The organism is Copranaerobaculum intestinale, assembly GCF_009831105.1.
GTDB lineage: Bacteria > Bacillota_I > Bacilli_A > Erysipelotrichales > Erysipelotrichaceae > Copranaerobaculum > Copranaerobaculum intestinale.
The window spans coordinates 21,901-45,697 of the sequence record NZ_WUUQ01000006.1 but is presented as its reverse complement, the minus strand read 5'-3'; the positions used below and the strand labels follow the sequence as shown (position 1 = coordinate 45,697).

Genomic DNA, 23,797 nt, shown 5'->3' with positions numbered 1-23,797 from the left:
AATATGTGCTTTTCACTCACTGTTTAATCTACTCGCTGTAAACTTTCCCGCCGTTTTGATAAATTTGAATTCCGGTTATTTCTTTCTGAGCATCAATCTTATATAGAATAAAAGCATCCGATGTTTTTTTTGAAGTTGTTTCATAGCGAATATCCAGCCGACCATCATCCTCGTGTTTGATGTGAACTTCGCTTACATATTCTTTTCCGTTCACAAACAAAAAGTAATAGATACCGGTCTTTACCTTCATCAATTTGGCATGCTTATCATGCCAAACTGTTTTCAGTTCAGCTTCATCTCCCTTGTCATAGTTGCTGACGGCTTCAATAGCGGTTTCCCGTTTGAATCCACAGCCGCTGATCAGTAAAGCAAGCAAAACCAAAGTCAGTTTTTTCATCATGCGCCGATCTCAAGCAGCTTTGCCGCAATACCACGTGCTAAAGCCGCATGTCCTTCTTCATCCAAGTGAACACCGTCTATTTCAGACGCACAGGCAAAGTCGGCTGCGTTCATAAAATGACAGCCGTACTGATCACAAAATGCTTTCATATAGTCAGGAAGCTCATGAGCTTTCTGAAAACTTTCTGTCCCATAATAGGTAATCATATCCGGCACATTTTCCATACAGGGATGAAATAACAGCGGGGCAACCACCAAAATTTCCGGTATCGGATAATCCTCCCACAGATAAGGGTTCTTGGCAATTCGAATCAAATTACGAATCCCGGTCGCAATCGACATACTGTCACAATGGTGCATTTCGATCATATCATTGGTTCCCAGCATGATAATCAAAACATCGAATGGTTTATGAGTCTCTAACACCATTTGTAAGATCTTCTGCCCGCAGCGATTAGGATTCAACGGATCTTCAAAAGAAATTGTCCGGCCGTTCAGCCCCTCTTCCACTACTTCAAATTTTCCGTACTGTTCCAACAATCTTGGCCAGCGCGTCTTTTCATCATAGCGGGAGCCATCCATCGGATTATATCCCCATGTGTTGGAATCTCCAAAACATACTACTTTCATATTGGTTCCTCCTTTTTTTATATTCTATCATAAACCTGCTTCACTTCTCATACATAAAAGGAAATGTATGGTATTCTGATCAAAATTACGTTAAAATAAGTAAGATTAAGAGGAGCAAATTGATGATTTGGATTATCCTTGTAAATGATGACATTGTCCGCTAGGAAAACACGATTCAAGCATCAAGCATATGAACATAAAGGAGGGATCATGATGGAATTAAGTCAGGAATTAAGAACATTGCTGCTAAAACGTCAGCGGGATGAAGTAACCGGAGCACTGTTGTATCAGAAAATGGCAAAGCGTGAAAAGCACGAGGAAAACCGCCGGCTGTTGGAACAGATGTCGCGGGATGAAAATGATCATGCGGCAGTTTGGAAGCATTATACAAACACCGAGGTAAAGCCGGATTCCTTCAAATTATTCCGATTGAATCTATTGAGTATCCTGCTCGGCTTTACCTTTGTCTTAAAAATTATTCAAAAGGATGAGCAACTTGCGCAGCAGGAATACGATGTAATGATCAAGCAGTTTCCCGAAGCAATCGCCATGGAAAAGGATGAACGCGGCCACGAACAGGCCATCATCCATATGCTGGATGAAGAGCGGCTACAGTATGTAGGAAGCATGGTACTGGGCTTGAATGATGCCCTGGTTGAACTTACCGGCACCATTGCCGGCATGACATTTGCCCTTACCAATACTCGATTAGTAGCGATGTCCGGTATTATCACTGGTATTTCCGCAACCCTTTCCATGGCCGCAAGCAACTATCTGGCTGAACGGGCTGACGGCAATCCCAATGCCTTAAAATCTTGTATATATACCGGTATTGCTTATTTGATCACTGTTGTGCTGCTGGTAACCCCATATCTCATTTTTGGAAATGAGATGTATCTGTATGCCTTGTTGACAATGCTGGCGATCGTATTGCTGATTATCTTTTTCTTCAATTACTATATCAGCGTTGCAAAGGATTATAAGTTCTCCTCCCGCTTTTTAGAAATGGCGTGTATCTCTTTAGGTGTAGCGGTTATCTCCTTTGTTATCGGTCTTTTGGTAAAACAATTTTTAGGAATTGATATCTGATGCATGTGATTTTGGAAACCAGCCGCCTTATGCTGCGGGAAATGACGATGCGTGATACAAAAGCAATTGCCTCTATCCTGCAAGATGAACAAACGATGTATGCATACGAACACGCATTCAGCGATCAGGAAGTAAAAGATTGGATCACTCATCAGATCATCCGATATCAGAAGGATGGCTTTGGATTATGGGCAGTCGTGCTGAAGGAAACCGGTGAAGTGATCGGACAGTGTGGAATTACCATGCAAAAGATCCCGGGAAAAGAAGTACCGGAAATCGGTTATCTTCTGAATCGTAACCACTGGCATCAGGGTTTCGCGATAGAAGCTGCCAGTGCCTGCCGTATCTACGCGTTTAAACAGCTGGAATTTGATGAAGTATATTCCATCATCCGCGAAAATAATATCGCTTCCCGCAATGTTGCCCTCAACAATAGCATGGAAGTGCGCGGCAAATTTACAAAGCATTATTACGATATTGAAATGCCGCATCTGATCTACAGCGCACGTAAAAAAGATTTCATAAAAAACGCCTGAAATGATCTCAGGCGTTTATTTTTGAATATGAAAATATGCATTGGCAATATTCACTGCTTCACGGGCTGAGAAAAGTCTGCATAAACCGCGGTTCAAAAAGCCTTCTTTGACGATATTGCGGTCTTCCATGATTTCTCCTAGTGTTTCATAAGCGGTGTTGTCAAAATCCAGATCGAGCATATCCTTCCAAATCATGCGCTGGCCTTTTTCAATTGGCGCACACACCACATGAATCGGCTCCGTTTCATCATAATAATGCGCTAAATGGAACACTACACAGTTTCGGTAGGAAACACCCAGCTCAAGAACAAACGCATTCATATCATATAGCCGTCCCAAGGGTGAATCCTTCGACAATGAGAAATGCAGCGGATGCTTATCACATAGCACCTTCGCATATTTTCCCCATGCAAGAAAAGAATGTAAAGGATGATAAGAACGAAGCACCCCCTCATTTCGCATAAACTGCAGCGCCAGAGTATCCTTCAATCCATCTACCGTTTTTTTTCGATCAAACGGCAGTGCTGCATGACGAACATCGTCCCAGCAGTCACGCTCCAACACCTGCTTACGCATACAGCTTGGATCAACGAGCGAATCCGTAAAGGCAGGCATTACGATCGTTCCCTCATAGCTAACTGCTTCCATCAATGCTTCAATCAATGCCTGCGCACCACCGCACACATAGCCCAAACGGCGCATATCCCCCTGAACCAGCAGCAGCATTCCCCGCTGTACGCCCATGCTTTCCAGCATCTCGATGATATCACTTTTCGAAGCAGTCACATCTATCGTTGATTCTATTTTATGACGTCCAATTTCTGCAGCCATTTCCTGTATTCATCCTTTTCCATATATCCTGCCTTTGTATTCTCTTTGCTTACTTTTCCATCCTGGATATAATAGGTCATCGGCAATGTCTCATAATTGCCAAGTGTCATTTTTAATTCACGCAGCTGCTCCTCATCTTCATCGTCAACCAGCACAAAATAAATTTTAAACGATGCATTTTTCTGGAGCTTCGCTAGCACTTTGTCGTATTCATTGCAGGAATAACACTCATCAGTCGTGAGATATAGAAGGAAAGATCCGGTTTTGCGCCGTATCTTTTTATTGACCTCTTCCGCGCTCAGCTGCACGACATGTTCTGTTTCCATTTTTGTTTCTTTTTTACATCCAGTCATGACTGCCAACAGACAGCAGGACATGATCAGCAGCTTCTTCATTTCGATTCCCCTTTCGACGTCAGTTATACATTGTGAGCCAGCTTTGATGCAGCGGCAGCCGCAATCGCACCCACGATATCATCTAAAAATGTATTGCATTGTTCACCCTTGATATTCAGTTTCTCGATGATCCCAGGCTTTACCTTATCAATATAGCCATAATTTGTCAGGGCGATCGAACCATACAAGTTACAGATTCCATAAGCGAGCACTTCATCAATCCCATACAGCGGATTGTCATTCATCAATATGTGTTCCAAATCATGATCATCCATGATTCCTTGTTCGGCAGCACGATCCAAGTAGATGCCGGTAATAATCGCGTGTTGGACTTCCCGCTTGTGAAGCACGGTATCAATCGCCGTCATACACTTTTCACTGGTCAGCCCCGGCTGATATTTCTTTTGCAGAAACATGACGCAGTCCGCTATATCCTGCAGCTGTACACCCCGGCTATGCAGCATATCTACGCACTTCTGATACATGTCTTCACCTTCTTTCCATGATATATATTTATTATAACAAATATTTCAATATTCAGCAGTTTAAAAATTGAGTATTTTTATAAGTTCGGGTACAATACCCTTAGAGGTGAAAATGATGAATACAAATGACTATGTGAAATTCTATCAAGACTATGAAGAAATGTGCGCGGCGTATCAGCTGGCAAATTCTATCATTTACTTTGATAAAACGACGATTGCCCCAAAAGCCGGCGCAGCGATGCGCAATAAGCTGACATCCATTTTGGAAGGTGAATCCTTCAGCTATATGACCGATCCGAAAAATCTCGAAAAGCTGGAAGCGATGCTGAAGCTGGACGATTTGGATGACATCACAAAAGAGAGCGTACGGCAGCGGCTGCGGCTGCTTCGTGATATTCGCATTATCCCCAAAGCGGAATATGTGGCTTATCAAAATCTGATTGCAGATAGCTCTGTAGCTTGGGAAGAAGCCAAGCAAAAAAAGGATTATGCTATTTTTGAGCCATATCTGAAAAAGACAATTCAGGCATTGAAAAAACTGCTTTCCTATCGAGCTGAAAACGGCACACCCTATGATATGCTCTTAGATGATTATGAACCAGGAATGAACATCAAAAAATACGATGCTTTTTTTGCCAAAATCAAACAGGAGCTGCTTCCCTTTATCCAAAAAATCGGTAAAGAGGGTAAGCAAATCGATGATTCAGCGATGCATCAGCACTTCGATGCTGAGAAACAGGCGGCTTTCATAGAGGTTGTTAAGGAATATCTGCACTTTGACGCAAGCAAATGTTATATGGGTGTTTCAATGCATCCGTATACGATGAAGGTTGGCCCCGGCGACACCCGTTTGACAACTGCCTACGATGAGGATTTTATCACCAGCAGCATTTTCTCGATCATTCATGAGTACGGTCACGCACTTTACGGTATGCAGGTAGATTCTGAATATGACAATACCCATGTGCTCGGTGAAAATATGAGTATGGGCATTCATGAATCACAAAGCAGAATGCTGGAGAATTATATCGGCAGAAACCGCAGCTTTTGGGTCAACAACTATCCTGCATTGCAGGAGCTGTTTCCTCAAGAGCTCGGCAAAGTGGATTTGGACAGCTTCATGAAACAAATCAATATTTCTCATCCTTCGCTGATTCGTACTGATGCGGATGAGCTGACCTATCCGATTCATATTTTGATCCGCTATGAACTGGAGAAAGCCATCTTCAACGAGGACATGCCGCTTGATCATCTGGATCAGATCTGGGCGGATAAATATGAAGAATATTTAGGAATACGTCCAGCTAATCCAGCTGAGGGTATTTTACAGGATATGCACTGGGGCAGCGGTCAGATCGGTTATTTCCCGACTTATGCACTCGGCAGTGCCTTCAGCGCGCAATTCTATCATCAAATGATGAAAGACCTGGATGTCGATTCCCTGCTCGCACAAAATCATTTCGAGGTAATCGCAAAGTGGCTGCATGACAACATTCATAAATATGGTTCCTACTTACCAAGCGAAGAAATTTTAAAGCGGGTAACCGGCGAACCATTCAATCCGCAATATTATATCGATTATCTCATTCAGAAATACAGTTCTATATATCAGGTATAAACACAAAAAACGGATTCACGATCAAGGAATCCGTTTTTTTAATACCTGTATGATTTGATATTTGCATTAGCGCTTTAAGCATAATCAGGCAAGAAACACAGATATTGAAAAATACCTGATAACCTTCCTGCTTAAAAAAAGACCGAAATGAATCGGTCTTAAGGTATTTACTCACTATCGTTTTTTACACTGGCAATCACACGCTCTGCAATGTTCTGAGGAACAACATCATAACGATCAAATTCCTGTGTATATGTTCCGCGTCCCTGGGTCATCGCACGAAGCTCAATCGGATATTTCATCATTTCAGCCTGCGGCACACTTGCTTTGATCAGCTGATAGCCGTCCTGCAGATCCATACCGATGATCATACCGCGGCGTTTGTTGAAATCACCCATAATCGTGCCGGTATATTCATCCGGTACTTTTACACTGGCAATGACGATCGGCTCCAGCAAAATCGGTTCAGCCTTTGTCATGCCGTCCTTATAAGCCAAATGTGCAGCCATTTTAAAAGCCATTTCACTGGAATCGACATCATGATACTTTCCATCCAATAGCGTTGCTTTCATATTGACAACCCTGCATCCTGCCAAAATACCCTTTTCACAGCATTCGTGAAGGCCTGTCTCAACGGCCGGGAAGTATTGACGCGGCACTGCTCCGCCAAATACTTTTTCATCAAACACCATTTCCACTTCATCCGGATTAGGCGCGAACTCTACGAACACATGTCCAAACTGTCCGTGTCCGCCGGTTTGTTTCTTATGCCGCCCTTCACCGATTACTTTTTTACGAATGGTCTCTCGATACTGGACTTTAGGATCGCGCAGGATTACTTCCACTTTATATTTTGATTTTAGTTTGGCTAATACAACATCAATATGCTGATCACCAACTCCATATAAGACTGTTTCTCTGGTTTCTTTATTATTGATCAATTTCAATGTCGGATCTTCTTCGCACATGCGCTGCAGGGCATTACTCATCTTATCCTCATCATTCTTTGATTTCGGATAAACTGCCTGACCTAGCATCGGTTCAGAAAACGGGATATCTGCTAGTACGATACGACTGTCTTTATCACACAAGGTATCATTAGTGAGCGTACTCTGAAGCTTTACCACCGCTCCAATATCACCGGTAAACAATTTCCCGACAGCGGTTTGATGCTTTCCTTTGATAATAAACAATTGTGAGATCTTTTCGGTACGATCTTGTTTTGGATTATACACCTGCGAATCAGCACTCATCACTCCGGAACAAACTTTCAGATATGAAATGCGGCCGACAAACGGATCTATGATTGTTTTGAATACTTGCGCAGTCATAGTTTCCTTTTCATTCGTCTCTAAGATCACCGGTTCATGCTTAGCCAGATCCATTGCTTCAAAGCTTCCCATTTCACCATAAGCAGGGAAATACTTCACAATCAGATCCATCAAACGTTCTATGCCGATGCTTTGAACGGCGCTGCCGCTGAATACGGGACGAATTTCACCGCTGCGAACACCGATGCGCACCCCGCGCGTCAATTCAGCCTCTGAGAACGGTTCTCCGCTAAAGTATTTCTCCATAAGTTCATCATCACCCATGGCGACTGCTTCTGCAATCTGATCTTTATATCCGTTTACCACATCCACCATATTTTCAGGTACCGGCTGGGCTTTTTCCGGATCAGCCAAAGGTCCCTTATAATACCATGCCTTATCTCTTAAAATATTGACAGAACCGATAATTTCATTATTTTCAACGATTGGTACCTCAAATGGAATAACCGCCTTTCCAAATACATCACGCAGATTCTGATAGGCGCTGTCAAAGGATGCGTTCTCCTCATCCAGCTTGTTGATAAAGAAGATCGTCGGCAGCTTACGCGACTGCGCTTCTTCCCATGCCTTCTGGGTACCGCTCTGCACACCATCCTTCGCACCTACTACAATTAACGCATTATCACCAACCGCAACGCCGGCTTCACTTTCACCGACGAAATCCAGATAACCTGGTGTATCGATAAAATTAATTTTATTCTCTTTCCATTCAATCGGCACAAGCGATGTATAAACACTAATGCCGCGGCGTATTTCTTCACTGTCATAATCGATCAAAGAGCTTCCCTCTTTGGTTTTTCCAAAACGATCTGTTGCCTTGGTAAAATAGAGCATCGCTTCCAGCACCGCTGTCTTGCCGGCACCGCTGTGTCCTAAAACTGATACATTGCGAACTTCATGGGCTAAATAGTCTCTCATATCCGCCAGCCCTCCTATTTCAAAATCGGTTTCAGTTCGTCAAGACAGTGTTCACGAACGTAATGAACCGCTTTTCTACCTTCTTTATCCAACAGCTCCTTGTCTGCACCATGATCCAGCAGATATTCAACCAAATCACGATAGCCGGCATACGCTGCGCGCATCAGCGCTGTACATCCATTATTATCACATAAGTTCAGATCAGCGCCGTGTTCAACCAACAGCTTGATCGTATCCATTTTAAAAGCAACACATGCTTCCATCAAAGCAGTTCTTCCCACTTCGTCCTGTGTATTAATATCAGCACCGGCGTCTAGCAGCACAGTAACCACGCGATCCTGGCCGAGGAATGCAGCACGCATCAGCGCATTGCGGCCGCGATCGTCCTGCTTGTTGACATCCGCACCTGCTTCAATCAATTTCTTAACGATCGTTTTATGACCTTTTTTCGCTGCTCCCATGATTGCCGTCTTTCCGGAATTATCTTCAAGGTTGACATCTGCACCATTATCCAGCAAAACGCGAACGATATCTTTATAACCACGTTTAGCACTGCGCATTAAGGCAGTACGTCCGTCACCGTTTTGATAGTTAATGTCAGTACCTTTTTTTACCTCTGCACAAATTGTTGTAAAATCACCATTTGCAGCTGCTTCCCAGAAAGCCTTGTTCATCTGATCCATATTAAATTCCTCCTTTTCAATAGATCAAAATCTCTGATAAAAAAACGGACGCACGCTTTCGCATTACATCCGTTTTAAAACCGCATAAAAGTAGAGGACATTATCAGGGTTCTTATTAACCTTGTGAACAGTCAATGTTTGATTCATGATGCCCACTCCTCTCGCTTCTTAGTATACTCTTATTGTACGCTAAATTATGATTTATGCAAGCGTTTCCATTCATTTTCATTACTTTCATAAAATACTGTTTACAACCGCCAATTTTCGATCCTTGATTTCATAAATAGTATCTGCACATGACCGCAAAAAGGTACGGTCATGGCTGATAGAAAACATACAGCCCTGATAATCGGCGAGAATACGGCAAATTGTCGGGGCACTCAGTGCTGAAAGATTACGAGTCGGTTCATCCAGCAAAAGTACATTGCAGTCCTCCTTGATAAATTTCAGCAGGCACAGCTTTGCTTTTTGTCCTTCTGACAGCGAAGCACAGGGTCTCAGCATATCATCGGCAGTGAATTTCATCCTTCCCAATAGGTCACGGCTGCGGGTAACATCATCCTTATCACCAGCGTTTAAAAGGTATGCAACCGGAGAATCAAATCCAGCAAATGCCCTAGCATAATCCTGCGGCATATAACCGACGCAAATATCTGGACGATCCTTTAATAATTCATAAATTTGATTCATAAAAATTGTCTTACCGCAGCCATTAGGGCCAACCAAAGCCAGCTTTTCCCTGCCGCGAATCAGTAAACGGACATTCTCCAACAGTACGCGGTTCCCCACGCCTATCACAGGACGATCCAGATCTAAAATAATTTTACCGGTTGGTAACGGCGCCACTTTAAAACCAATATCGATTGCTTCCTCTACGGTATCCACCCGTGAATAACCAACATTTTCAAAGCGTTTATCCACAGCCTTTAGATTGGCCATACGGCGAGCCAATCCAGCCGCATAGAACGGACTTCTGACCGTATCATTCAGCGCATCATGCACCGCATTTTTCAAATCGTTTAATTTGACCTTTTTCTTGATATACTCCGCTTTCTCTTTTTTTGCTTGCTGCTGTTCTCGTTCCAATCGCATGCCGCGTGATTCGATATACTCCCGATAAGAAGTATTGGCAACCGTAGTTACCGGTTTGGTTCGGTGATTACGCTGTTCAATATGAATAATACGGTTAGCACAGCGCTCCAGCAGCACATCATCATGTGAAATAAACAATATCGGCTTGGTACATCCCAGCATAAAGCTTTCAAGCCAGCCCAGCGTATCCAAATCCAAATCGTTTGTCGGTTCATCCAGCAATAGAATATCCGGCTGCTCATGCAGCATTTTCAAGAATCGCAGCTTTACCTTTTCCCCGCCGCTGGCCTGAACGATCAACTGATCGCGCTGTAATAGTTCAACGTCCATTTTCAACTGCTGCGCTTCCTTGGCATATTCCCGCAGTTCATTGTATTGTTCCTGTTTTACCTCTGCTTCAGGAGACGATTTTAATAAATATTCATAAATCAGTGTATCCTTCCAAATCGGTTCCAGTGCCTGAGCAAAATATCCGATTTTTAAATTTCGTTCCTTACATATCGTTCCTTCAATACCTGCATAATCTGTTACCCATGATAAATCAGCGATCGCTTTCAGCAAAGTGGATTTTCCATTACCCTCTTCACCGATAATCCCGATCCGATCGTGTTCATGAACCTGTAAATTTAATGTATCTATTAATAAATCTCCGTTTTGATGCCGGATTTTAACATTGAGCAGATTGAGCATAAACATCACCTCCACGAAAAAAAGGACGCTTACCGTCCTTTTCCTTCTATATTGCATTGTGGCAGGCATGAAAAAAGATAATTGTAAGACCGAAACAGATTTGGTTTTTCTCAATTATCCTTTATTTCTCATCTTTCCACTCCTAACGTTGGTTTCAGTATAGCAAACATCTGTCAGACCGTCAATGATGATCAAGTACCGGACATCGCGATCCCAATTCAGCATTATTGAATCATTCACAAAAATTTGAATAGTAAACCCACTTTTTTTTCAAATAAATCTATTCAATAAATTCAGGATTAAAAAATGCAGCCAGTGGCTGCACATGCTTATAATTAACGAAAACTGTCGTAAGAAACTATTTCGCTTCGATCCTTCCGCAAATGTTTATTACCAGTTTCTGCCGGATAACCGATCGGTGTCAGCGCCACAATTTGATATTCAGTTGGCACTTTTAACAGCTTTCTGACCTTTTCTTCATAGAATGCTCCGATCCAACAGGTTCCCAAGCCCTGTTCTTGTGCCTCCAGCATCATGAAGGATAATGAGATCGACGCATCAATCGTCGCTGCATCCTGTTGACACCGCATCAAATGTGATTCTGCACATACCACAAGTATCGCCGGAGCTTCACCGACAAATTCCTGGTTGGAGCATGCTTCAATCATCTTATTGCGCAGGTTCTCATTTTGCACAACTATGAATTTCCATGTCTGCCGGTTTGATGCCGAAGGCGCCAGTCGTCCCGCTTCCAGTACCTTATCCAGCTTTTCCGCTTCGATCTCTCTTGCCTCAAAACTCCGTATGCTTTTCCTTGCTTCTATACACTCCAATACCGTCATCATTCTTCCTCCCAGAGATTCTCTCAATCGATCCAGTATTCGATCATTTCCAGTGTATCACCGCTTTTATTTTCATAGGTAAATTCACGCATCGCTTTGCCGTTCATCGACAGGGGAATACGGCGGCTTGGTCCGTTGCGGTGATCGACCGGATATACAAAATAGTCCGGCTTCAGCATTTCCCGTCCAAATCTGACCGCCAGCTCCACCGCCTGTTTTCCATATCCATGTCCCCGAACCTTTTCACTTGTCCAGATTCCAATTTCCGGATGACCGCATAAAATTCCATGAAGTCCGACACAGCCGATAAACCCGCCTTCCTTATCACGGATGATAAACACTGTTTCAATCCCGCATTGCCAGCCTCGTACCGCTCCATAAACGAACGCTTCCGTTTCTGACTTATCCTTTGGTGCTGCCGGATACATATATTTTGTGACGGGCTTTGTGAAATTCGCAAAGATATCATCCACATCCGCTTCTGTAATCGGATGCAGAACGATTCCATCGCCTACAATGCACCGTTTTTCCTTATACCATTTTTGTAAATCCATATCGTTCTCCTTATCTTTTTCTATTTTACCATTATAATCCCAATTTGGTAAGCCATTATATAAGATAGAGGTGAATTACATGAATGATTCTTATTGGCTGAAAAGCGTACCAGAAACAACCTATCCAAAACTTAAACAAAACCAAGCTGCAGACACTGTCATCATCGGGGCTGGCATCACCGGCTTGACAACCGCCTACTACATCAGTAAAGATCACAGCGATGTTATTCTTTTAGAAGCAGATAAAATTGCATACGGTGCCAGCGGCCGAAGTACCGGAAAGCTTTCCAGTCAGCACGGTCTGCTGTATCACCAGCTGAGTGAACAGAAAGGACGCGAATTTGCGAAAGCTTATTATACAGCGCAGGAGGAAGCGATCGACTCAGTGGAGGAAATTGTTCAAAGCTATCAGATTGATTGTCAGTTCCGCCGCCTGGACAGTGTTGTATATACTGCCGATGAACAAAAAAAGGCAGCGGTGCAGGATGAATTCCAGGCATGTCTCGATCTTGGCATCGACTGCGAATACATCTGCGAAAGTGAATATCCGATAACCTTAAAAGCCGGCATACGCTTCCATCAGCAGGCACAGTTCCATCCGATTAAATATCTGCATGCCCTAGCGTCGATTGTAAATGAAGCAGGCATCGCGATTTACGAGCATACGCCGGTGACTGCCATGGAGGAACAAGGTGATGTTATTCTCATAAAAGCCGGCGGTTATGAAGTAACAGCCAAACATGTCGTCTTTGCCACACAGTTTCCCTTTCTGGATAAATCTCAGTTTTACTTTACCAAATTAATCAACGAGCAGTCCGAGCTCATGATGGCCCGCTATGATGAACCGCTGCCGGATGAACAGATCATCAGTTGTGATGATCAGCTGGATTCCTACCGCACCTATCGGTATATGGATGATACCTATCTGTTGGCCGGCGGACATAAGCATCCGGTCGGACGCTTCGATCAGGGACATTTAGAAGATTTCTTTATGCGGAACCGTTCACGGTTTCACTTGGGCAAGCATTTTCAGCACTGGAGTTCCCAAGATTATATGACAGCCGATCATATCGCCGTTATCGGGCCCCTGAAAAAAGATAATGACCGCATTTTATTTGCGTCCGGTTATCAAAAGTGGGGGAATGCGACCGGAACCATAGCCGGCAAGCTGTTGTGTGCATATGTACTCAATCACGAGAGTCAATACAAGGATATGTTTGATCCTCACCGCCGTGAGCTTATCTTCTCACCAACCTTTATCAAAGACAACTGGGAAACCGTTAAAGCACTGGTAAAAAGCAAGCTGACAAGCGGAGCTTATAAGCTTCCTAAAGCCGGTGAAGGCACACCAATGGAAATTGATGAACATATGTACGGGGTCTACACCGACCATGAACATTTGGTACACATCGTGGATATCACCTGTCCGCATATGGGTTGTACCTGTGTCTTCAATCCACTGGATAAAACATGGGATTGCCCCTGTCATGGATCCCGTTTTGATATTGACGGCAATATCATCAAAGGACCGGCTTCCAAGCCTCTGCACGCATATGGAGAAGGAAGAAATCATATCGATCCACACATCATAAAATAAACCTCCTAAATTCTGTTTGAAAAGAATTGATCACTCATAATGATCAGCGAAAGCTTTATGATCCGAAATTTCAGATGATAAACACTGAAATTACCATTTTCATTGCCAGATAACTTCCTTCATATAAGAGAACCCGAAAAGGGGTAACGAATAGATACACCACTCGTTATCCCTTTTTTTACTTTTTGTAATACAAAGATACAGCTTCACCCGAAGTCATATTTACTTCCTTCTCCGCGGATAAATAATTTTTCCCCTTCACTTTCACAAAAATCTCAAAAGTTTTCGTACATAATTTTGAATCATTCTTACTATAGAAATAAAAATAAATTTTCCCCCCATTTTTATAGGGGATATGACCATCATCGAATTTTGCATGAAAGGTTTGCTGAACATTTTTAACTTCCATTTCCAGCTTATCATTTTCCTCGACTCCGTTTACGTGATAAGATACGAAAACAATATTATTTTCACCTTCACTGTTTCCAATAATTACTTCAAAACCATTTCCCTGATCATGCTTTGACACATCTGCGTGTTTCTGTTTAGAAAGCCACTTTGATAAGATCGAATCAATCGATTCCTTTTCTTCCGACTGAAAGACCAATTCATTTTGTTTAACATCACAGATATGGCGTGGGGTGCTTTCTATCTTCACAAAAGAATCAACAACGATAACACAGATAACGATATAGACAAGTAATACTACCCAGATGGGAGGAAGCTTGTATACTTTTTTATGATTCAGAGCTTTATTGATATTTCGCTCATACAGCGCTTTGTACCCAAAAGTAATAAGATTCCACAGATAACTGCTATCGCAATGGATAAATAAAGCATATTTACATCGCTCTTCATAGTATCACCTCCCTATATACCCAATCTTTCTTTAAAACGATAATAATACGTGCGACTTACCTCCACTGTATCAAGATTTTCCATGACCAGCAGAAACTTTGTGTTCAGACTAATCCGGATCCGCTTGATCTTGTCAATCTGAACGATATATGACTTATGAACCCTTAAAAAACCCTTTTCACTCAGCAATAGCTCCAGATTGGAAAGGGTATCCAGAGCATTCATACAACCGTCTTGAGTATGAACAATCACATCCTTATGCAGACTTTCCAGATACAGAACAACTTTCATTGGGATACGCACAAACTCTCCCCGCTCTTTTACGGTCAAAATGTCGATGGTATTCTTGCAGCTTCCAAAATAACATATTCCGCATGTTCATCGAGTTCCAAATTTCCTTGATTCACCGCCTGAATAACTGCCTCACGATTTTCATCACGGCAAGCAACTCGGACTTTCATGTCTATCACCTCATCTAAACCCATTCTAAAAGAAACCTGCTTTTATGCAAGTGAAAATGAGCAAGTTACATTATAACGAGGCAACTTACAGAAAGCAGGACTTTCCAATTATTCCTTATCGTACTAAAATAAAGATAACAAATCTTATCTATTACTTAAAGGAGCAGGAAATATGATAAAAGTTGAAAAGCTCAATAAAACCTATCAGGTCGGAGACAAAAAAATACCGGTACTAAAAGACATTTCCCTGACGATAACCGATAACGAGTTCGCTGTGGTCATGGGGGAATCCGGATGCGGGAAATCCACTTTCCTAAGCTGTATCAGCGGACTCAGTGAAATCACATCGGGTCAGATATTACTTGATGATCTGTCTCTGCATGACAAAAAGAATAAAGCGATGGAAGAAATTCGACTTAAAAAATTCGGATTTATCTTTCAGGATAATTATATGATCGATAATCTCACAGTTTTGGAGAATGTGTGTATGTCTCGGCTTCAATATGATCCCAATGCCTATGAGCTGGGACGATCACTGTTGGCTTCGATGCATATTGAACAGCTGGCGGATAAATATCCTTCCCAGGTTTCCGGAGGTGAAAAACAGCGGGCGGCAATCGCTCGGGCAATGATCAATCAACCGGATATTCTGTTTGCGGATGAACCAACCGCCTCGCTGGATCACCGCAGTGCTTCGGATATCATGGAAATCTTCAAGCATCTCAATGAGCAGGGCCAATGCATTTTGATGGTTACTCACAGTGCGCAGATCGCAGCATATGGAACGCGCATCATGATTATGGAAGACGGTGTCTTCTATCAGGATGAACCGCTAGGCAAAGACCGTAAAGCAAATGTAGAAAAAATTCGCGATATGGTCAAGGATATTTTATGAAACTCATTTTTAAAGCTTTATATAATAAAAAGCTGTTTCAATACGGCATCCTCATTCTAGTGCTGGTACTGACCGTATGTTCAATACAGATGTCGGCTACGGTCACTTTGAAAAATAAAACCATGATACAAAAAGTAAATGCAATAAATGCCGCCCACACCAATATCTATGTTGCAGATACCCGTAATTTGGATAATCAGGAAAGTGATGACGATATTCCCGATTATTTATCGCGCGTTAATGAAGAAAATGACATTGATCTGGTGGATTCAGTAGAAAATACGTATTTCAACATTCTCCTCGCTCAAAATTTGCATGAAATTGATGTCAATCAAATGAGCGATAAGCAGCTTGCTTCGCTTCAAAACGTCTATCTGGAAGGCTACGTGTCACACAAGGGCACGAACAACTATAAAATGCTTAAGGGAAAATCCTATCGTAAATTAAAAGGCAATGAAATCGTCATTAATGAACAGTGCGCCAGAGACCTTGAAAGGAAACACATGAAAGTCATCGGCGGAACCTTCTACAACAATGATACGAATTACCGTTATAAAATCGTCGGCGTATATGAGGATCCCACCTATACAGAAGATGCGACATCGAATCTTAAAGATACGACAATTTTGAAAACAGATTTACAGACGACGAAATTCCATGCCCTCGGCAATTTCGATACAGTGAAAAAGAATGCGATACGGATCGAAAAACAATTCAATACTGTGGAATTGGAAGAAGAACCGTATATGCTCTATCAAGTTGTTCACAAAATTCATTTAACCGATTATTCCGTAGAGAATGAAAGCAAATTGCTTACCCTAATACAGATTAATTCAGTCGGTGCCAATTACGCACAAATTTATCCGCTCTACTATCAGCTCCAAGATGACAATATGACCCAGAATATATTTAAATATTTATCCTATACCCTTTTGGCAGCCTTAATCGTTTCCGATTTTTTTGTCTTTTATGCCTTCTTCAAACGCAAACTCGATGAAGATAAGAACAAACTGGCAATGATGGTGCTTTGCGGCATCAAGCAGAAAAATATTATCAAGGCCTATTTAAGCGAACTGGGTGTATTATCCGGAGCTACCCTGCTAATCTGTGCAGTTCTGAATTTTATCGGCTGCTTCGTCCTTCAGCTTCACAAGCAGCCATACCTGTCGATGTTCTTTGATGCAGCGCCGCAATTATTGAAGATTACGCTACTGTTAGCCCTGGTGATGTTTATTTTACTGGGAATTATGATAATCCTTCAGATCAAGCATTTCTTTACAAATAATCTGACTCGGGTGATGAAAGAAAAAGACTTGACGATCAAGAAACCGCCCCGCATAACCATTGACTATAAGCGACAGTTGATTCAAATGTCGCTGCGTGATCTGCTGGCAAATAAATTTAAGTTTATCCGAGTCGTTTTCGCTACTTCCTTTTTGATCCTCTGCATGCTTTTGACCTTCTGTTCTTATGAAACGTTGGATCACTTATATAATCGGGAAACAATTGGTCTGACGTTTGACTATACCATCTCTCACCTTAATAAAAAACAGTATCAAAAACTGAAGCAGGATTATTTGAAAGACGTTAGCATCTTAAACACCAGCACTCGCTATTTCATGGAGAAAACCGGTGAGATTGATGGAATTGATGTCTATCAATATTATGACGCAGCCCTGATTACCCTTTATGACGATGTGAAGCCGGATAATCCACAGACAGCAGAGAATGATAAGGTCAAACAGTTCATGAACAAACAGTCGGGGGTTTATCCAAAGCCCGGTGTTGATGTCGATGCACTCGGTAATCTCTACTATTATCAGCGGGAAGCGCTTTTGCCGCGCAAGCTGATGGAGCTGAAAGGTGCCATCACAGATGAAAATGCCAACGCTGGTATTCATAAAAAAGGTCTGGCATTCTCATATATGCCATTTCTGCATTCCATGTATCAGCAGGATAATTACATGTATATCAAGGGTGGTATTAATTCGCTCATCAACAACGGTTATGTCGCCTTCACTGCTATGACAGCAGGCAAACAGCTTCCTATCGATAAACTGGTGCTGAACACGGAAGGCAATGATATCGGCAACGGTATCGTTATCAATTTGAAAAAAGGTGTTTCGAAAAAGGTATTTGAATCTTATTTGAAAAAGGAAGGGATCAGTTTTACATCCTATGATGAAATTCTGAAGCAAATGGCAGTTAGCAACCATCAGATCAACCGTAATACTTTTGCGGTTATGACCGTGGTCATGGGCATCATGATTTTGATGTTTATCATCCTGACCATTGCGAATATCACGGAGGAGGAAATGCATAAGCAGACGGAACGCAGCTTTATGATCCGCACCGGCTGGTCTCATTCCTTTGTGAAACGGCTGAGTCTTACCAAGAGCATTTTGATGCTGATGACATCCTGTGTGATCGCCCTGCTTGTATTTTTTCCTATCAAATGGTTCTATTTTCACTACCTGTTCCAGATTCTCGGGATCTATGCGATTTCCACCGCCGGAAATATGATCCTACTGCTGCCGTTTCTCACCATATTGGTATTTTTGATCTGGATGCTTATTTTGAATCATAAAAAGCATCCATCCTAACAAAAAGGGTATGGCTCAGGCCATACCTTTTATTTGCTGATCAAATGCTTGACACTGTCTTTAAACGATCTGCTAACTAATAGACGTTCACCGCTTTTGATCGTAACCAATCTTTTACATTCCGGCAAAATCTTTACTGAATCAATATTCTCCTCATTTACTAAAGTAATATTATTAATTTGAATAAAATTCACATCTTTCAACTTTTTATGGAGTTGTTTAAACGTGAAAGGACTACGGTAACTATCCGTTGCGGTATACAGAAAACAGTGACCGTCAATATTTTCAATATACTGAATATCACATATCGAAATTCTTTTAAAACGATGATCTTCATCCAGAACGCTGATACTGATTTGAGAGCCGATACTGTTATACAATGCTTTCTGTGCTGCTTCTTTGGCACAATTATACTGTATAACAATATCGCCCTTACCCATCAGGCAATTCTTTTCAAACTTTATATTCATAAACTCTCCCCAATTATGATGTTATCTACATTTTAATTGGTAAAGTTAACCAAATCCATGAAAGTTATACAATATGCGAATTCAATGCCAGAATTTACAATTATGGGATTAATTTTTCTCAGAGAAATTCATAAGATGTAAGAAAAAAGGAAATATCAGCTTATTTCCTTTCGTCATAAATTCCTTGCGTATTTCGATAACCGCTGGTCCGATCCACCAGATTATGAAGCGGACGGCCTTCAAAAAAAGCTAAGAGATTCTCATGGGCTATCGTCAGAAAGCGATCAGTAGTGGAAGGTAAGTTCCAGTTACCGGATATGTGGGGGGTTAATATTACATCCTCACGTAACCAAAGCGGTGAATCCTTGGGAAGCGGCTCCACTTTGGTGACATCAAGTGCCGCTCCTTTCAAACGAGTATCTAAAGCCTCACAAAGTGCGGTTTCATCGATTGCACTGCCGCGCCCGGTATTGATCAGGTAGGAGCCAGGCTTCATAAGCGTGAAGGTATGCTCATTCATGATATGTTGCGTTTCCTCATGATTTGGCAGGCACATAGCCAATACATCCGCACGGGGCAGCAGCTTTTCCAGAGCTTCCATCGTATACAGCTCATCCAAATAGTCAGGACATGGTGCCGGATGTTTTTTTATGCCGATAACATACCCGCCGAGTGCTTTGATGCGTTTGGCATATTCACTGCCCAGATCTCCCATTCCCAAAATGACAAACGTGCTATTGATAATAGAATCGATCCTGCCGGCATTTTTCCATACGCTGTGCATCTGATAGCGCTGATACTGCGGCATGCGCTTCATCATCATCAACGTAACGCAGATCATATGCTCAGCAATCGCTGTTCCAAATGTACCGCTTGCATTGGTAAGCAGGATTGATTCAGGAATCGTGCGGTACTGGTCGCTCCCAGCTGAAATCAGCTGAATCCATTCCAGCCGGGTGCACCAGGAAAGATGCTGACGGCGGGGATTTCCAATGATGATTGAAGCCTCTTTCAGCCGTTCTTCGCTTGGCTCATCGAAGCAAAAAGAAGCCGGTATGTTTTGGGTCAGTGCCTGCTTTTGAGATTTACTCAATTCCCAAGTCGGGTACACATATACTTTTTTCATGGTCTTCCTCCTCCAGTAAACGTTTTTTATCCTGTCTGATCTGTTTATAAATAAAAGGCAGTGAGATCAATAATGTAATTCCTTCCGCAAAGGTTACACATAACCATACCCCATCAATTCCCAGCCAACTTGGCAGTATCATAAGACCGACAAGGATCAGCAGGAAGCCGCGGATAATTGTAAATAACGTGGAAAGCCGGCCCTTTTCAATCGACTGCAAATAATACATGAAAATCGTATTGGTTGCGGTCAAAACAAACGAGCTGAAATAGAGGAGAATACCATGCTCTGCCAATTTCAGCAGAGTTTGATCACCTTTCGCAAAGATACCGGCAATCTGACCCGGAAACAGCAGAATGATTCCATATCCAATCAGAGCGACACTGACCGTATACAGACAGGCGATGCCCAGAGAATGATGTACACGATGAAACAGCTTGGCTCCATGATTGGTAGAAATAATTGGCTGGACAGCTTGGGCAAATCCGTTCAAAATCCCTTTACCGACATAGGCAATATTCGTAATGACCGAATAGGCCGCAAGATAAATCGGCGCAGCGATATTCAAAATCGCATAATTAAATAAGATGATGACAATACCGGCGCTTGTTTCCAGCATTGCGGAAGCCGCGCCATTGCCGATCATTCGCCGAAAGAGCTTGCCGTTCCAACAGTTTTTCACAAATCGGATATTACGTTCGCGATGGAAATAGTAACTGCACAGCCAGGCACAGGATACACAGGATGAAAGTGCCGTCGCAAAGGATGCCCCAAACAATCCCCAGCGCCATACGATCACAAACAAATAATCAAGCACAATATTGAGGAGCGAAGATACAACGGTTGCTCCCATAACCAGACCAGGAGCGTTGTCTGCACGAATCACGATCTGCAATACCCACCCGATGATATTAAAGGTTGATAAAAGAATGATCGGGCGAAGATATGTGAGTACATCCGGAAGCAGGGCGTCAGTAGCTCCCAGCATGCGGCTGAATGGCTCAAGGAACAAACATTCACCAAGCGTCAGGACAATACCCGCTCCCGCCGCAAGGATCATTGCCATCGTAAATACCTTGTGCTTGTCCTCGATACATCCGGCGCCCTCACTAACCGACATGGTTGTCGCGCAGCCCACTCCGACCCATAAACCGATCGCTGACATAATCGTAAAAATCGGCATTGCGATATTCAAAGCTGCCAAACCATTCGCTCCGGTTCCGGCTGAAATAAAATAAACATCCGCAAGACAATAGACAGACTGCGTGACCATTCCGATCACCGTCGGAATTAAAAATCGTAAATACATTCTTGATATCCGCTGCTGAAGCAGAATATTTTTATCCATTGCCTCACTCCTTTCTTATGAGAGTCTTTGTTGATAGCGGCGAATAATTGCCGCTGTTTCCTGTTTGTCCTCTAAGGTAAAACGCAGTCGGAATTCCCGAACCCCTGCCTGCTGATAAAAAGCCAGTTCATCGATTCGATCAAGCGGCTGCTGATCCAAAATATGCGTATTACAAAATTCATCATGAAGCAGCGGAAAACATCTGCCTTTACGATCCCTTAATACATAATATCCGGGCTGCCGGCACAAGCCGCAATTCGGTTGTCCGTTTTTTAATATTGCGGATACGGTGCAATAACGAGTTATCATGAGTTCCAGACGACCGTAGATCAAAACGCCGACATTCGGCTTTTGATGATACCGATGTTGATATTCCTGAATCAGAGTATGTACTTCTGCTTTATTCAATTCGCTGGACAGGATCAGCGACTGTACCCTATGCGCGTGCAGAAAGGCGGCTGTATATGCGTTGAAAACGTTCAGGGAAATTTCCCCGGATACAGTCTGCTTTGCAAGCAGACCGCCGACTTCGCCTACCGCATCCTGTTTTTGAAGCGAATACGGAAACGGATGCACTCGCTCATGAATGCGGCGTACCATCGGATATTTTTTCACAAGATCGCCGCGGCTGGTATAGATCATTTGAATTCCTGCCTCAATTGCGGCTTGAAGCTGTTCTTCATCCGCAACCTCTACACTGAGCGATCGCTCTTGTGTGACCGCTGGAGCTTTACGATCGTATGTCGCCGTGCGACGTCCACCGTTACGACGCTCACGCTGATTTGTCAGTGCGTTCAGCACCTCGCGACGCAATGCATTGATTTCCTTAATGGGCATCGTCCCCTGCTCATCGGTATCCAAATACATATTTGGGATCGTAAAGCATGTATCGCCGCATTTGGACAATTGCTGAATAATGCGAGCCTGATCAAGTGGTGAGCGCAGTGCCTTCTCCACCTCACAGCTGCTGTTTGCCTGTGCTTCATGGCCTTCTTCATCCGCCGCCCACAGCTTTGCCAAGCTTCCGATTTTCATCTCAAAACGCATCGTAATCGGGATGCGCTTCGGTTTATGCTGAATCTGCTGATCCACTGTTTCCATGAGCTTTTTATCCATGCTGCGAATCACCGAGGAGCCCGAAACAACAAATCCGCTTTTTTCAATCTCAACGATTGATCCCGAAGCGGCCTGCTTAATCAGCTGATTGTGCTTATCATACATACGATTGACCATACATCCATAGTCTTCCGGCTCCTGAATCACGCGAATACCATCTCCCTGACAGATATCCTCACAGAGCTTTATCCGCATTCGCTGACGGGTGCTGGAAAGAATTGTCCCAATCGGAATTCCCATATGATTGGGACGATACGTATTAACCAATTGAGCGTGATTGCTGTGAAACAGATGACCTGCACTAAAACCGCGGTTGAATACTTTCAGCAGTTCTTTCTCCTGCTCCTGATGATAAGTATAAGATTGTTTCGACAAGCAGGTGTCGATTGCCTCGCGATAAGCCTTCACAGTCTGTGCAACATATTCCGGACTTTTCATTCTTCCTTCAATTTTGAACGAAGTGATTCCCGCTTCCAGAAGCTGGGGAATATGCGCCAGGGTATTCATATCTTTCAGACTGAGTAAATAAGCATCCTTTTGTCGGATTACCTCACATTTCTGCCCGTTTTGATGAAGCAGTTCATAAGCCATTCGGCAAGGCTGGGCACACGCTCCGCGATTGCCGCTGCGATCAAATAACCGACTGCTCATCAAACACTGCCCGGAATAGCTGACACACATGGCACCGTGCACAAAAACTTCCAGATCGATACCGATGTTGGACCATTCCTGAATTTGTTCAATGGTCGTCTCTCTTGCCACAACTGCACGCTGAATTCCCATTTCCTTTAGAAACTCCAGTCCCTCACGGTTATGAATATGCATCTGTGTGGATGCATGCAGCTCAAAATCCGGAAACTGCTGATGCACGGCATCCAGCAGTCCCAAATCCTGGATGATCAAAGCATCGACGTCCATATCCTGAAGCCCTGCCACGTAAGCAAGGCATTCTTCCATTTCCTGATCCTTAATCAGAGTATTGACGGTTATATAAACCTTCACCCCATAGCGATGAGCATAGCGTACGGCCTTTACCATTGCTTCCTCATCAAAATTCTGCGCAAAGGCGCGGGCACCGAACAGACGACCGCCCATATAAACAGCATCACAGCCACTGTGTATAGCAGCCTTCAGCGCTTCCATCGATCCCGCAGGCGCCAATAATTCCACTTTCCGTATCATATGCACAGCCTCCAATTCCCATGGTTTCATTGTATCGCATCCATCCTA

The 23,797-nt window shown here is 43.0% G+C and carries 23 protein-coding genes; 6 read left to right on the top strand and 17 right to left on the bottom strand.

The window, feature by feature from the left end; translation table 11 throughout:
• Positions 1-28 precede the first annotated feature (28 nt).
• Both GSF08_RS10445 and GSF08_RS10440 read right to left on the bottom strand, forming a co-directional pair.
• Complete coding sequence (locus GSF08_RS10445) at positions 29-400, bottom strand: hypothetical protein (RefSeq protein WP_160625729.1); 372 nt, start codon at positions 398-400, stop codon at positions 29-31.
• The gene (locus GSF08_RS10440) at positions 397-1,029 is read right to left on the bottom strand and encodes an SGNH/GDSL hydrolase family protein (protein WP_160625728.1); all 633 of its coding nucleotides are present in this window, start codon (positions 1,027-1,029) and stop codon (positions 397-399) included. The genes GSF08_RS10445 and GSF08_RS10440 overlap by 4 nt, the downstream gene beginning before the upstream one ends.
• A gap of 210 nt (positions 1,030-1,239) precedes the next feature.
• On the opposite strand from GSF08_RS10440, the gene GSF08_RS10435 reads away from it, so the two are divergent.
• On the top strand, positions 1,240-2,118 hold the full coding sequence (locus tag GSF08_RS10435) for a VIT1/CCC1 transporter family protein (protein WP_160625727.1): 879 nt from the start codon (positions 1,240-1,242) through the stop codon (positions 2,116-2,118).
• A complete protein-coding gene (locus tag GSF08_RS10430) occupies positions 2,118-2,654 on the top strand; it encodes a GNAT family N-acetyltransferase (protein ID WP_249806099.1) in 537 nt (178 codons plus the stop codon). Before GSF08_RS10435 ends, GSF08_RS10430 begins: the two co-directional genes overlap by 1 nt.
• A 15-nt stretch (positions 2,655-2,669) precedes the next feature.
• On the opposite strand, the gene GSF08_RS10425 is transcribed toward GSF08_RS10430, so the two are convergent.
• Genes GSF08_RS10425 through GSF08_RS10415 form a run of 3 tightly spaced genes read right to left on the bottom strand, consistent with a single transcriptional unit; the run spans position 2,670 to position 4,365 of the window.
• A complete protein-coding gene (locus GSF08_RS10425) occupies positions 2,670-3,485 on the bottom strand; it encodes an AAC(3) family N-acetyltransferase (protein WP_160625726.1) in 816 nt (271 codons plus the stop codon).
• Positions 3,455-3,880: a DUF6568 family protein gene (locus tag GSF08_RS10420; protein WP_160625725.1), complete on the bottom strand. Its 426-nt coding sequence runs from the start codon at positions 3,878-3,880 to the stop codon at positions 3,455-3,457. Before GSF08_RS10420 ends, GSF08_RS10425 begins: the two co-directional genes overlap by 31 nt.
• Positions 3,881-3,903: 23 nt before the next feature.
• Positions 3,904-4,365 (bottom strand): phosphatidylglycerophosphatase A family protein, encoded by a 462-nt coding sequence (locus GSF08_RS10415; RefSeq protein WP_160625724.1) that lies wholly within the window; start codon positions 4,363-4,365, stop codon positions 3,904-3,906.
• Positions 4,366-4,477: 112 nt separating this feature from the next.
• Here GSF08_RS10415 and GSF08_RS10410 point away from each other — a divergent pair, with 112 nt between their 5' ends.
• Entirely contained in the window at positions 4,478-5,983 is a 1,506-nt protein-coding gene (locus GSF08_RS10410; RefSeq protein WP_249806097.1) for a carboxypeptidase M32, read from the top strand.
• 167 nt (positions 5,984-6,150) lie between these two features.
• Here the strand turns inward: GSF08_RS10410 and fusA are convergent, their stop codons facing one another.
• The 5 genes from fusA to GSF08_RS10385 form a co-directional block, all read right to left on the bottom strand.
• On the bottom strand, positions 6,151-8,232 hold the full coding sequence (fusA, locus tag GSF08_RS10405; protein ID WP_160625723.1) for an elongation factor G: 2,082 nt from the start codon (positions 8,230-8,232) through the stop codon (positions 6,151-6,153).
• Positions 8,233-8,246: 14 nt separating this feature from the next.
• Positions 8,247-8,915: an ankyrin repeat domain-containing protein gene (locus tag GSF08_RS10400; protein WP_160625722.1), complete on the bottom strand. Its 669-nt coding sequence runs from the start codon at positions 8,913-8,915 to the stop codon at positions 8,247-8,249.
• Between the two features lie 234 nt (positions 8,916-9,149).
• Positions 9,150-10,697: an ATP-binding cassette domain-containing protein gene (locus GSF08_RS10395; RefSeq protein ID WP_160625721.1), complete on the bottom strand. Its 1,548-nt coding sequence runs from the start codon at positions 10,695-10,697 to the stop codon at positions 9,150-9,152.
• Positions 10,698-11,032: 335 nt separating this feature from the next.
• On the bottom strand, positions 11,033-11,542 hold the full coding sequence (locus GSF08_RS10390; protein ID WP_249806095.1) for a nitroreductase family protein: 510 nt from the start codon (positions 11,540-11,542) through the stop codon (positions 11,033-11,035).
• Positions 11,543-11,562: 20 nt separating this feature from the next.
• Complete coding sequence (locus tag GSF08_RS10385) at positions 11,563-12,093, bottom strand: GNAT family N-acetyltransferase (protein WP_160625720.1); 531 nt, start codon at positions 12,091-12,093, stop codon at positions 11,563-11,565.
• A 79-nt stretch (positions 12,094-12,172) separates the two neighbouring features.
• Here GSF08_RS10385 and GSF08_RS10380 point away from each other — a divergent pair, with 79 nt between their 5' ends.
• On the top strand, positions 12,173-13,690 hold the full coding sequence (locus GSF08_RS10380; protein WP_160625719.1) for an FAD-dependent oxidoreductase: 1,518 nt from the start codon (positions 12,173-12,175) through the stop codon (positions 13,688-13,690).
• A gap of 178 nt (positions 13,691-13,868) precedes the next feature.
• Here the strand turns inward: GSF08_RS10380 and GSF08_RS10375 are convergent, their stop codons facing one another.
• The 3 genes from GSF08_RS10375 to GSF08_RS11675 all read right to left on the bottom strand — a co-directional run bounded on the left by GSF08_RS10375 (position 13,869) and on the right by GSF08_RS11675 (position 15,009).
• Positions 13,869-14,348 (bottom strand): hypothetical protein, encoded by a 480-nt coding sequence (locus GSF08_RS10375; RefSeq protein ID WP_160625718.1) that lies wholly within the window; start codon positions 14,346-14,348, stop codon positions 13,869-13,871.
• 212 nt (positions 14,349-14,560) lie between these two features.
• Positions 14,561-14,851: a LytTR family transcriptional regulator DNA-binding domain-containing protein gene (locus GSF08_RS10370; RefSeq protein WP_160625717.1), complete on the bottom strand. Its 291-nt coding sequence runs from the start codon at positions 14,849-14,851 to the stop codon at positions 14,561-14,563.
• Between the two features lie 23 nt (positions 14,852-14,874).
• A complete protein-coding gene (locus tag GSF08_RS11675; protein ID WP_283809462.1) occupies positions 14,875-15,009 on the bottom strand; it encodes a hypothetical protein in 135 nt (44 codons plus the stop codon).
• 172 nt (positions 15,010-15,181) lie between these two features.
• On the opposite strand from GSF08_RS11675, the gene GSF08_RS10365 reads away from it, so the two are divergent.
• Together GSF08_RS10365 and GSF08_RS10360 are read left to right on the top strand one after the other, a co-directional pair.
• Positions 15,182-15,904, top strand: a complete 723-nt coding sequence (locus GSF08_RS10365) for an ABC transporter ATP-binding protein (protein WP_160625716.1) — start codon at positions 15,182-15,184, stop codon at positions 15,902-15,904.
• Complete coding sequence (locus GSF08_RS10360; RefSeq protein ID WP_160625715.1) at positions 15,901-18,507, top strand: hypothetical protein; 2,607 nt, start codon at positions 15,901-15,903, stop codon at positions 18,505-18,507. The genes GSF08_RS10365 and GSF08_RS10360 overlap by 4 nt, the downstream gene beginning before the upstream one ends.
• Before the next feature lie 29 nt (positions 18,508-18,536).
• Here GSF08_RS10360 and GSF08_RS10355 read toward each other — a convergent pair whose 3' ends face one another.
• The 4 genes from GSF08_RS10355 to GSF08_RS10340 all read right to left on the bottom strand — a co-directional run bounded on the left by GSF08_RS10355 (position 18,537) and on the right by GSF08_RS10340 (position 23,749).
• On the bottom strand, positions 18,537-18,977 hold the full coding sequence (locus tag GSF08_RS10355; protein ID WP_160625714.1) for a LytTR family DNA-binding domain-containing protein: 441 nt from the start codon (positions 18,975-18,977) through the stop codon (positions 18,537-18,539).
• A gap of 160 nt (positions 18,978-19,137) precedes the next feature.
• The gene (locus tag GSF08_RS10350) at positions 19,138-20,103 is read right to left on the bottom strand and encodes a D-2-hydroxyacid dehydrogenase (RefSeq protein ID WP_160625713.1); all 966 of its coding nucleotides are present in this window, start codon (positions 20,101-20,103) and stop codon (positions 19,138-19,140) included.
• Positions 20,063-21,451, bottom strand: a complete 1,389-nt coding sequence (locus tag GSF08_RS10345; protein ID WP_160625712.1) for an MATE family efflux transporter — start codon at positions 21,449-21,451, stop codon at positions 20,063-20,065. The genes GSF08_RS10350 and GSF08_RS10345 overlap by 41 nt, the downstream gene beginning before the upstream one ends.
• A 15-nt stretch (positions 21,452-21,466) precedes the next feature.
• Complete coding sequence (locus GSF08_RS10340; RefSeq protein WP_160625711.1) at positions 21,467-23,749, bottom strand: U32 family peptidase; 2,283 nt, start codon at positions 23,747-23,749, stop codon at positions 21,467-21,469.
• Between the last annotated feature and the right edge of the window lie 48 nt (positions 23,750-23,797).

Bases quoted from the DNA above. Each gene is read 5' to 3' on its own strand.
- GSF08_RS10445 (WP_160625729.1), bottom strand. From the start codon at position 400: ATGATGAAAAAACTGACTTTGGTTTTGCTTGCTTTACTGATCAGCGGC.
- GSF08_RS10440 (WP_160625728.1), bottom strand. From the start codon at position 1,029: ATGAAAGTAGTATGTTTTGGAGATTCCAACACATGGGGATATAATCCG.
- GSF08_RS10435 (WP_160625727.1), top strand. From the start codon at position 1,240: ATGATGGAATTAAGTCAGGAATTAAGAACATTGCTGCTAAAACGTCAG.
- GSF08_RS10430 (WP_249806099.1), top strand. From the start codon at position 2,118: ATGCATGTGATTTTGGAAACCAGCCGCCTTATGCTGCGGGAAATGACG.
- GSF08_RS10425 (WP_160625726.1), bottom strand. From the start codon at position 3,485: ATGGCTGCAGAAATTGGACGTCATAAAATAGAATCAACGATAGATGTG.
- GSF08_RS10420 (WP_160625725.1), bottom strand. From the start codon at position 3,880: ATGAAGAAGCTGCTGATCATGTCCTGCTGTCTGTTGGCAGTCATGACT.
- GSF08_RS10415 (WP_160625724.1), bottom strand. From the start codon at position 4,365: ATGTATCAGAAGTGCGTAGATATGCTGCATAGCCGGGGTGTACAGCTG.
- GSF08_RS10410 (WP_249806097.1), top strand. From the start codon at position 4,478: ATGATGAATACAAATGACTATGTGAAATTCTATCAAGACTATGAAGAA.
- fusA (WP_160625723.1), bottom strand. From the start codon at position 8,232: ATGAGAGACTATTTAGCCCATGAAGTTCGCAATGTATCAGTTTTAGGA.
- GSF08_RS10400 (WP_160625722.1), bottom strand. From the start codon at position 8,915: ATGGATCAGATGAACAAGGCTTTCTGGGAAGCAGCTGCAAATGGTGAT.
- GSF08_RS10395 (WP_160625721.1), bottom strand. From the start codon at position 10,697: ATGCTCAATCTGCTCAATGTTAAAATCCGGCATCAAAACGGAGATTTA.
- GSF08_RS10390 (WP_249806095.1), bottom strand. From the start codon at position 11,542: ATGATGACGGTATTGGAGTGTATAGAAGCAAGGAAAAGCATACGGAGT.
- GSF08_RS10385 (WP_160625720.1), bottom strand. From the start codon at position 12,093: ATGGATTTACAAAAATGGTATAAGGAAAAACGGTGCATTGTAGGCGAT.
- GSF08_RS10380 (WP_160625719.1), top strand. From the start codon at position 12,173: ATGAATGATTCTTATTGGCTGAAAAGCGTACCAGAAACAACCTATCCA.
- GSF08_RS11675 (WP_283809462.1), bottom strand. From the start codon at position 15,009: ATGAAAGTCCGAGTTGCTTGCCGTGATGAAAATCGTGAGGCAGTTATT.
- GSF08_RS10365 (WP_160625716.1), top strand. From the start codon at position 15,182: ATGATAAAAGTTGAAAAGCTCAATAAAACCTATCAGGTCGGAGACAAA.
- GSF08_RS10360 (WP_160625715.1), top strand. From the start codon at position 15,901: ATGAAACTCATTTTTAAAGCTTTATATAATAAAAAGCTGTTTCAATAC.
- GSF08_RS10355 (WP_160625714.1), bottom strand. From the start codon at position 18,977: ATGAATATAAAGTTTGAAAAGAATTGCCTGATGGGTAAGGGCGATATT.
- GSF08_RS10350 (WP_160625713.1), bottom strand. From the start codon at position 20,103: ATGAAAAAAGTATATGTGTACCCGACTTGGGAATTGAGTAAATCTCAA.
- GSF08_RS10345 (WP_160625712.1), bottom strand. From the start codon at position 21,451: ATGGATAAAAATATTCTGCTTCAGCAGCGGATATCAAGAATGTATTTA.
- GSF08_RS10340 (WP_160625711.1), bottom strand. From the start codon at position 23,749: ATGATACGGAAAGTGGAATTATTGGCGCCTGCGGGATCGATGGAAGCG.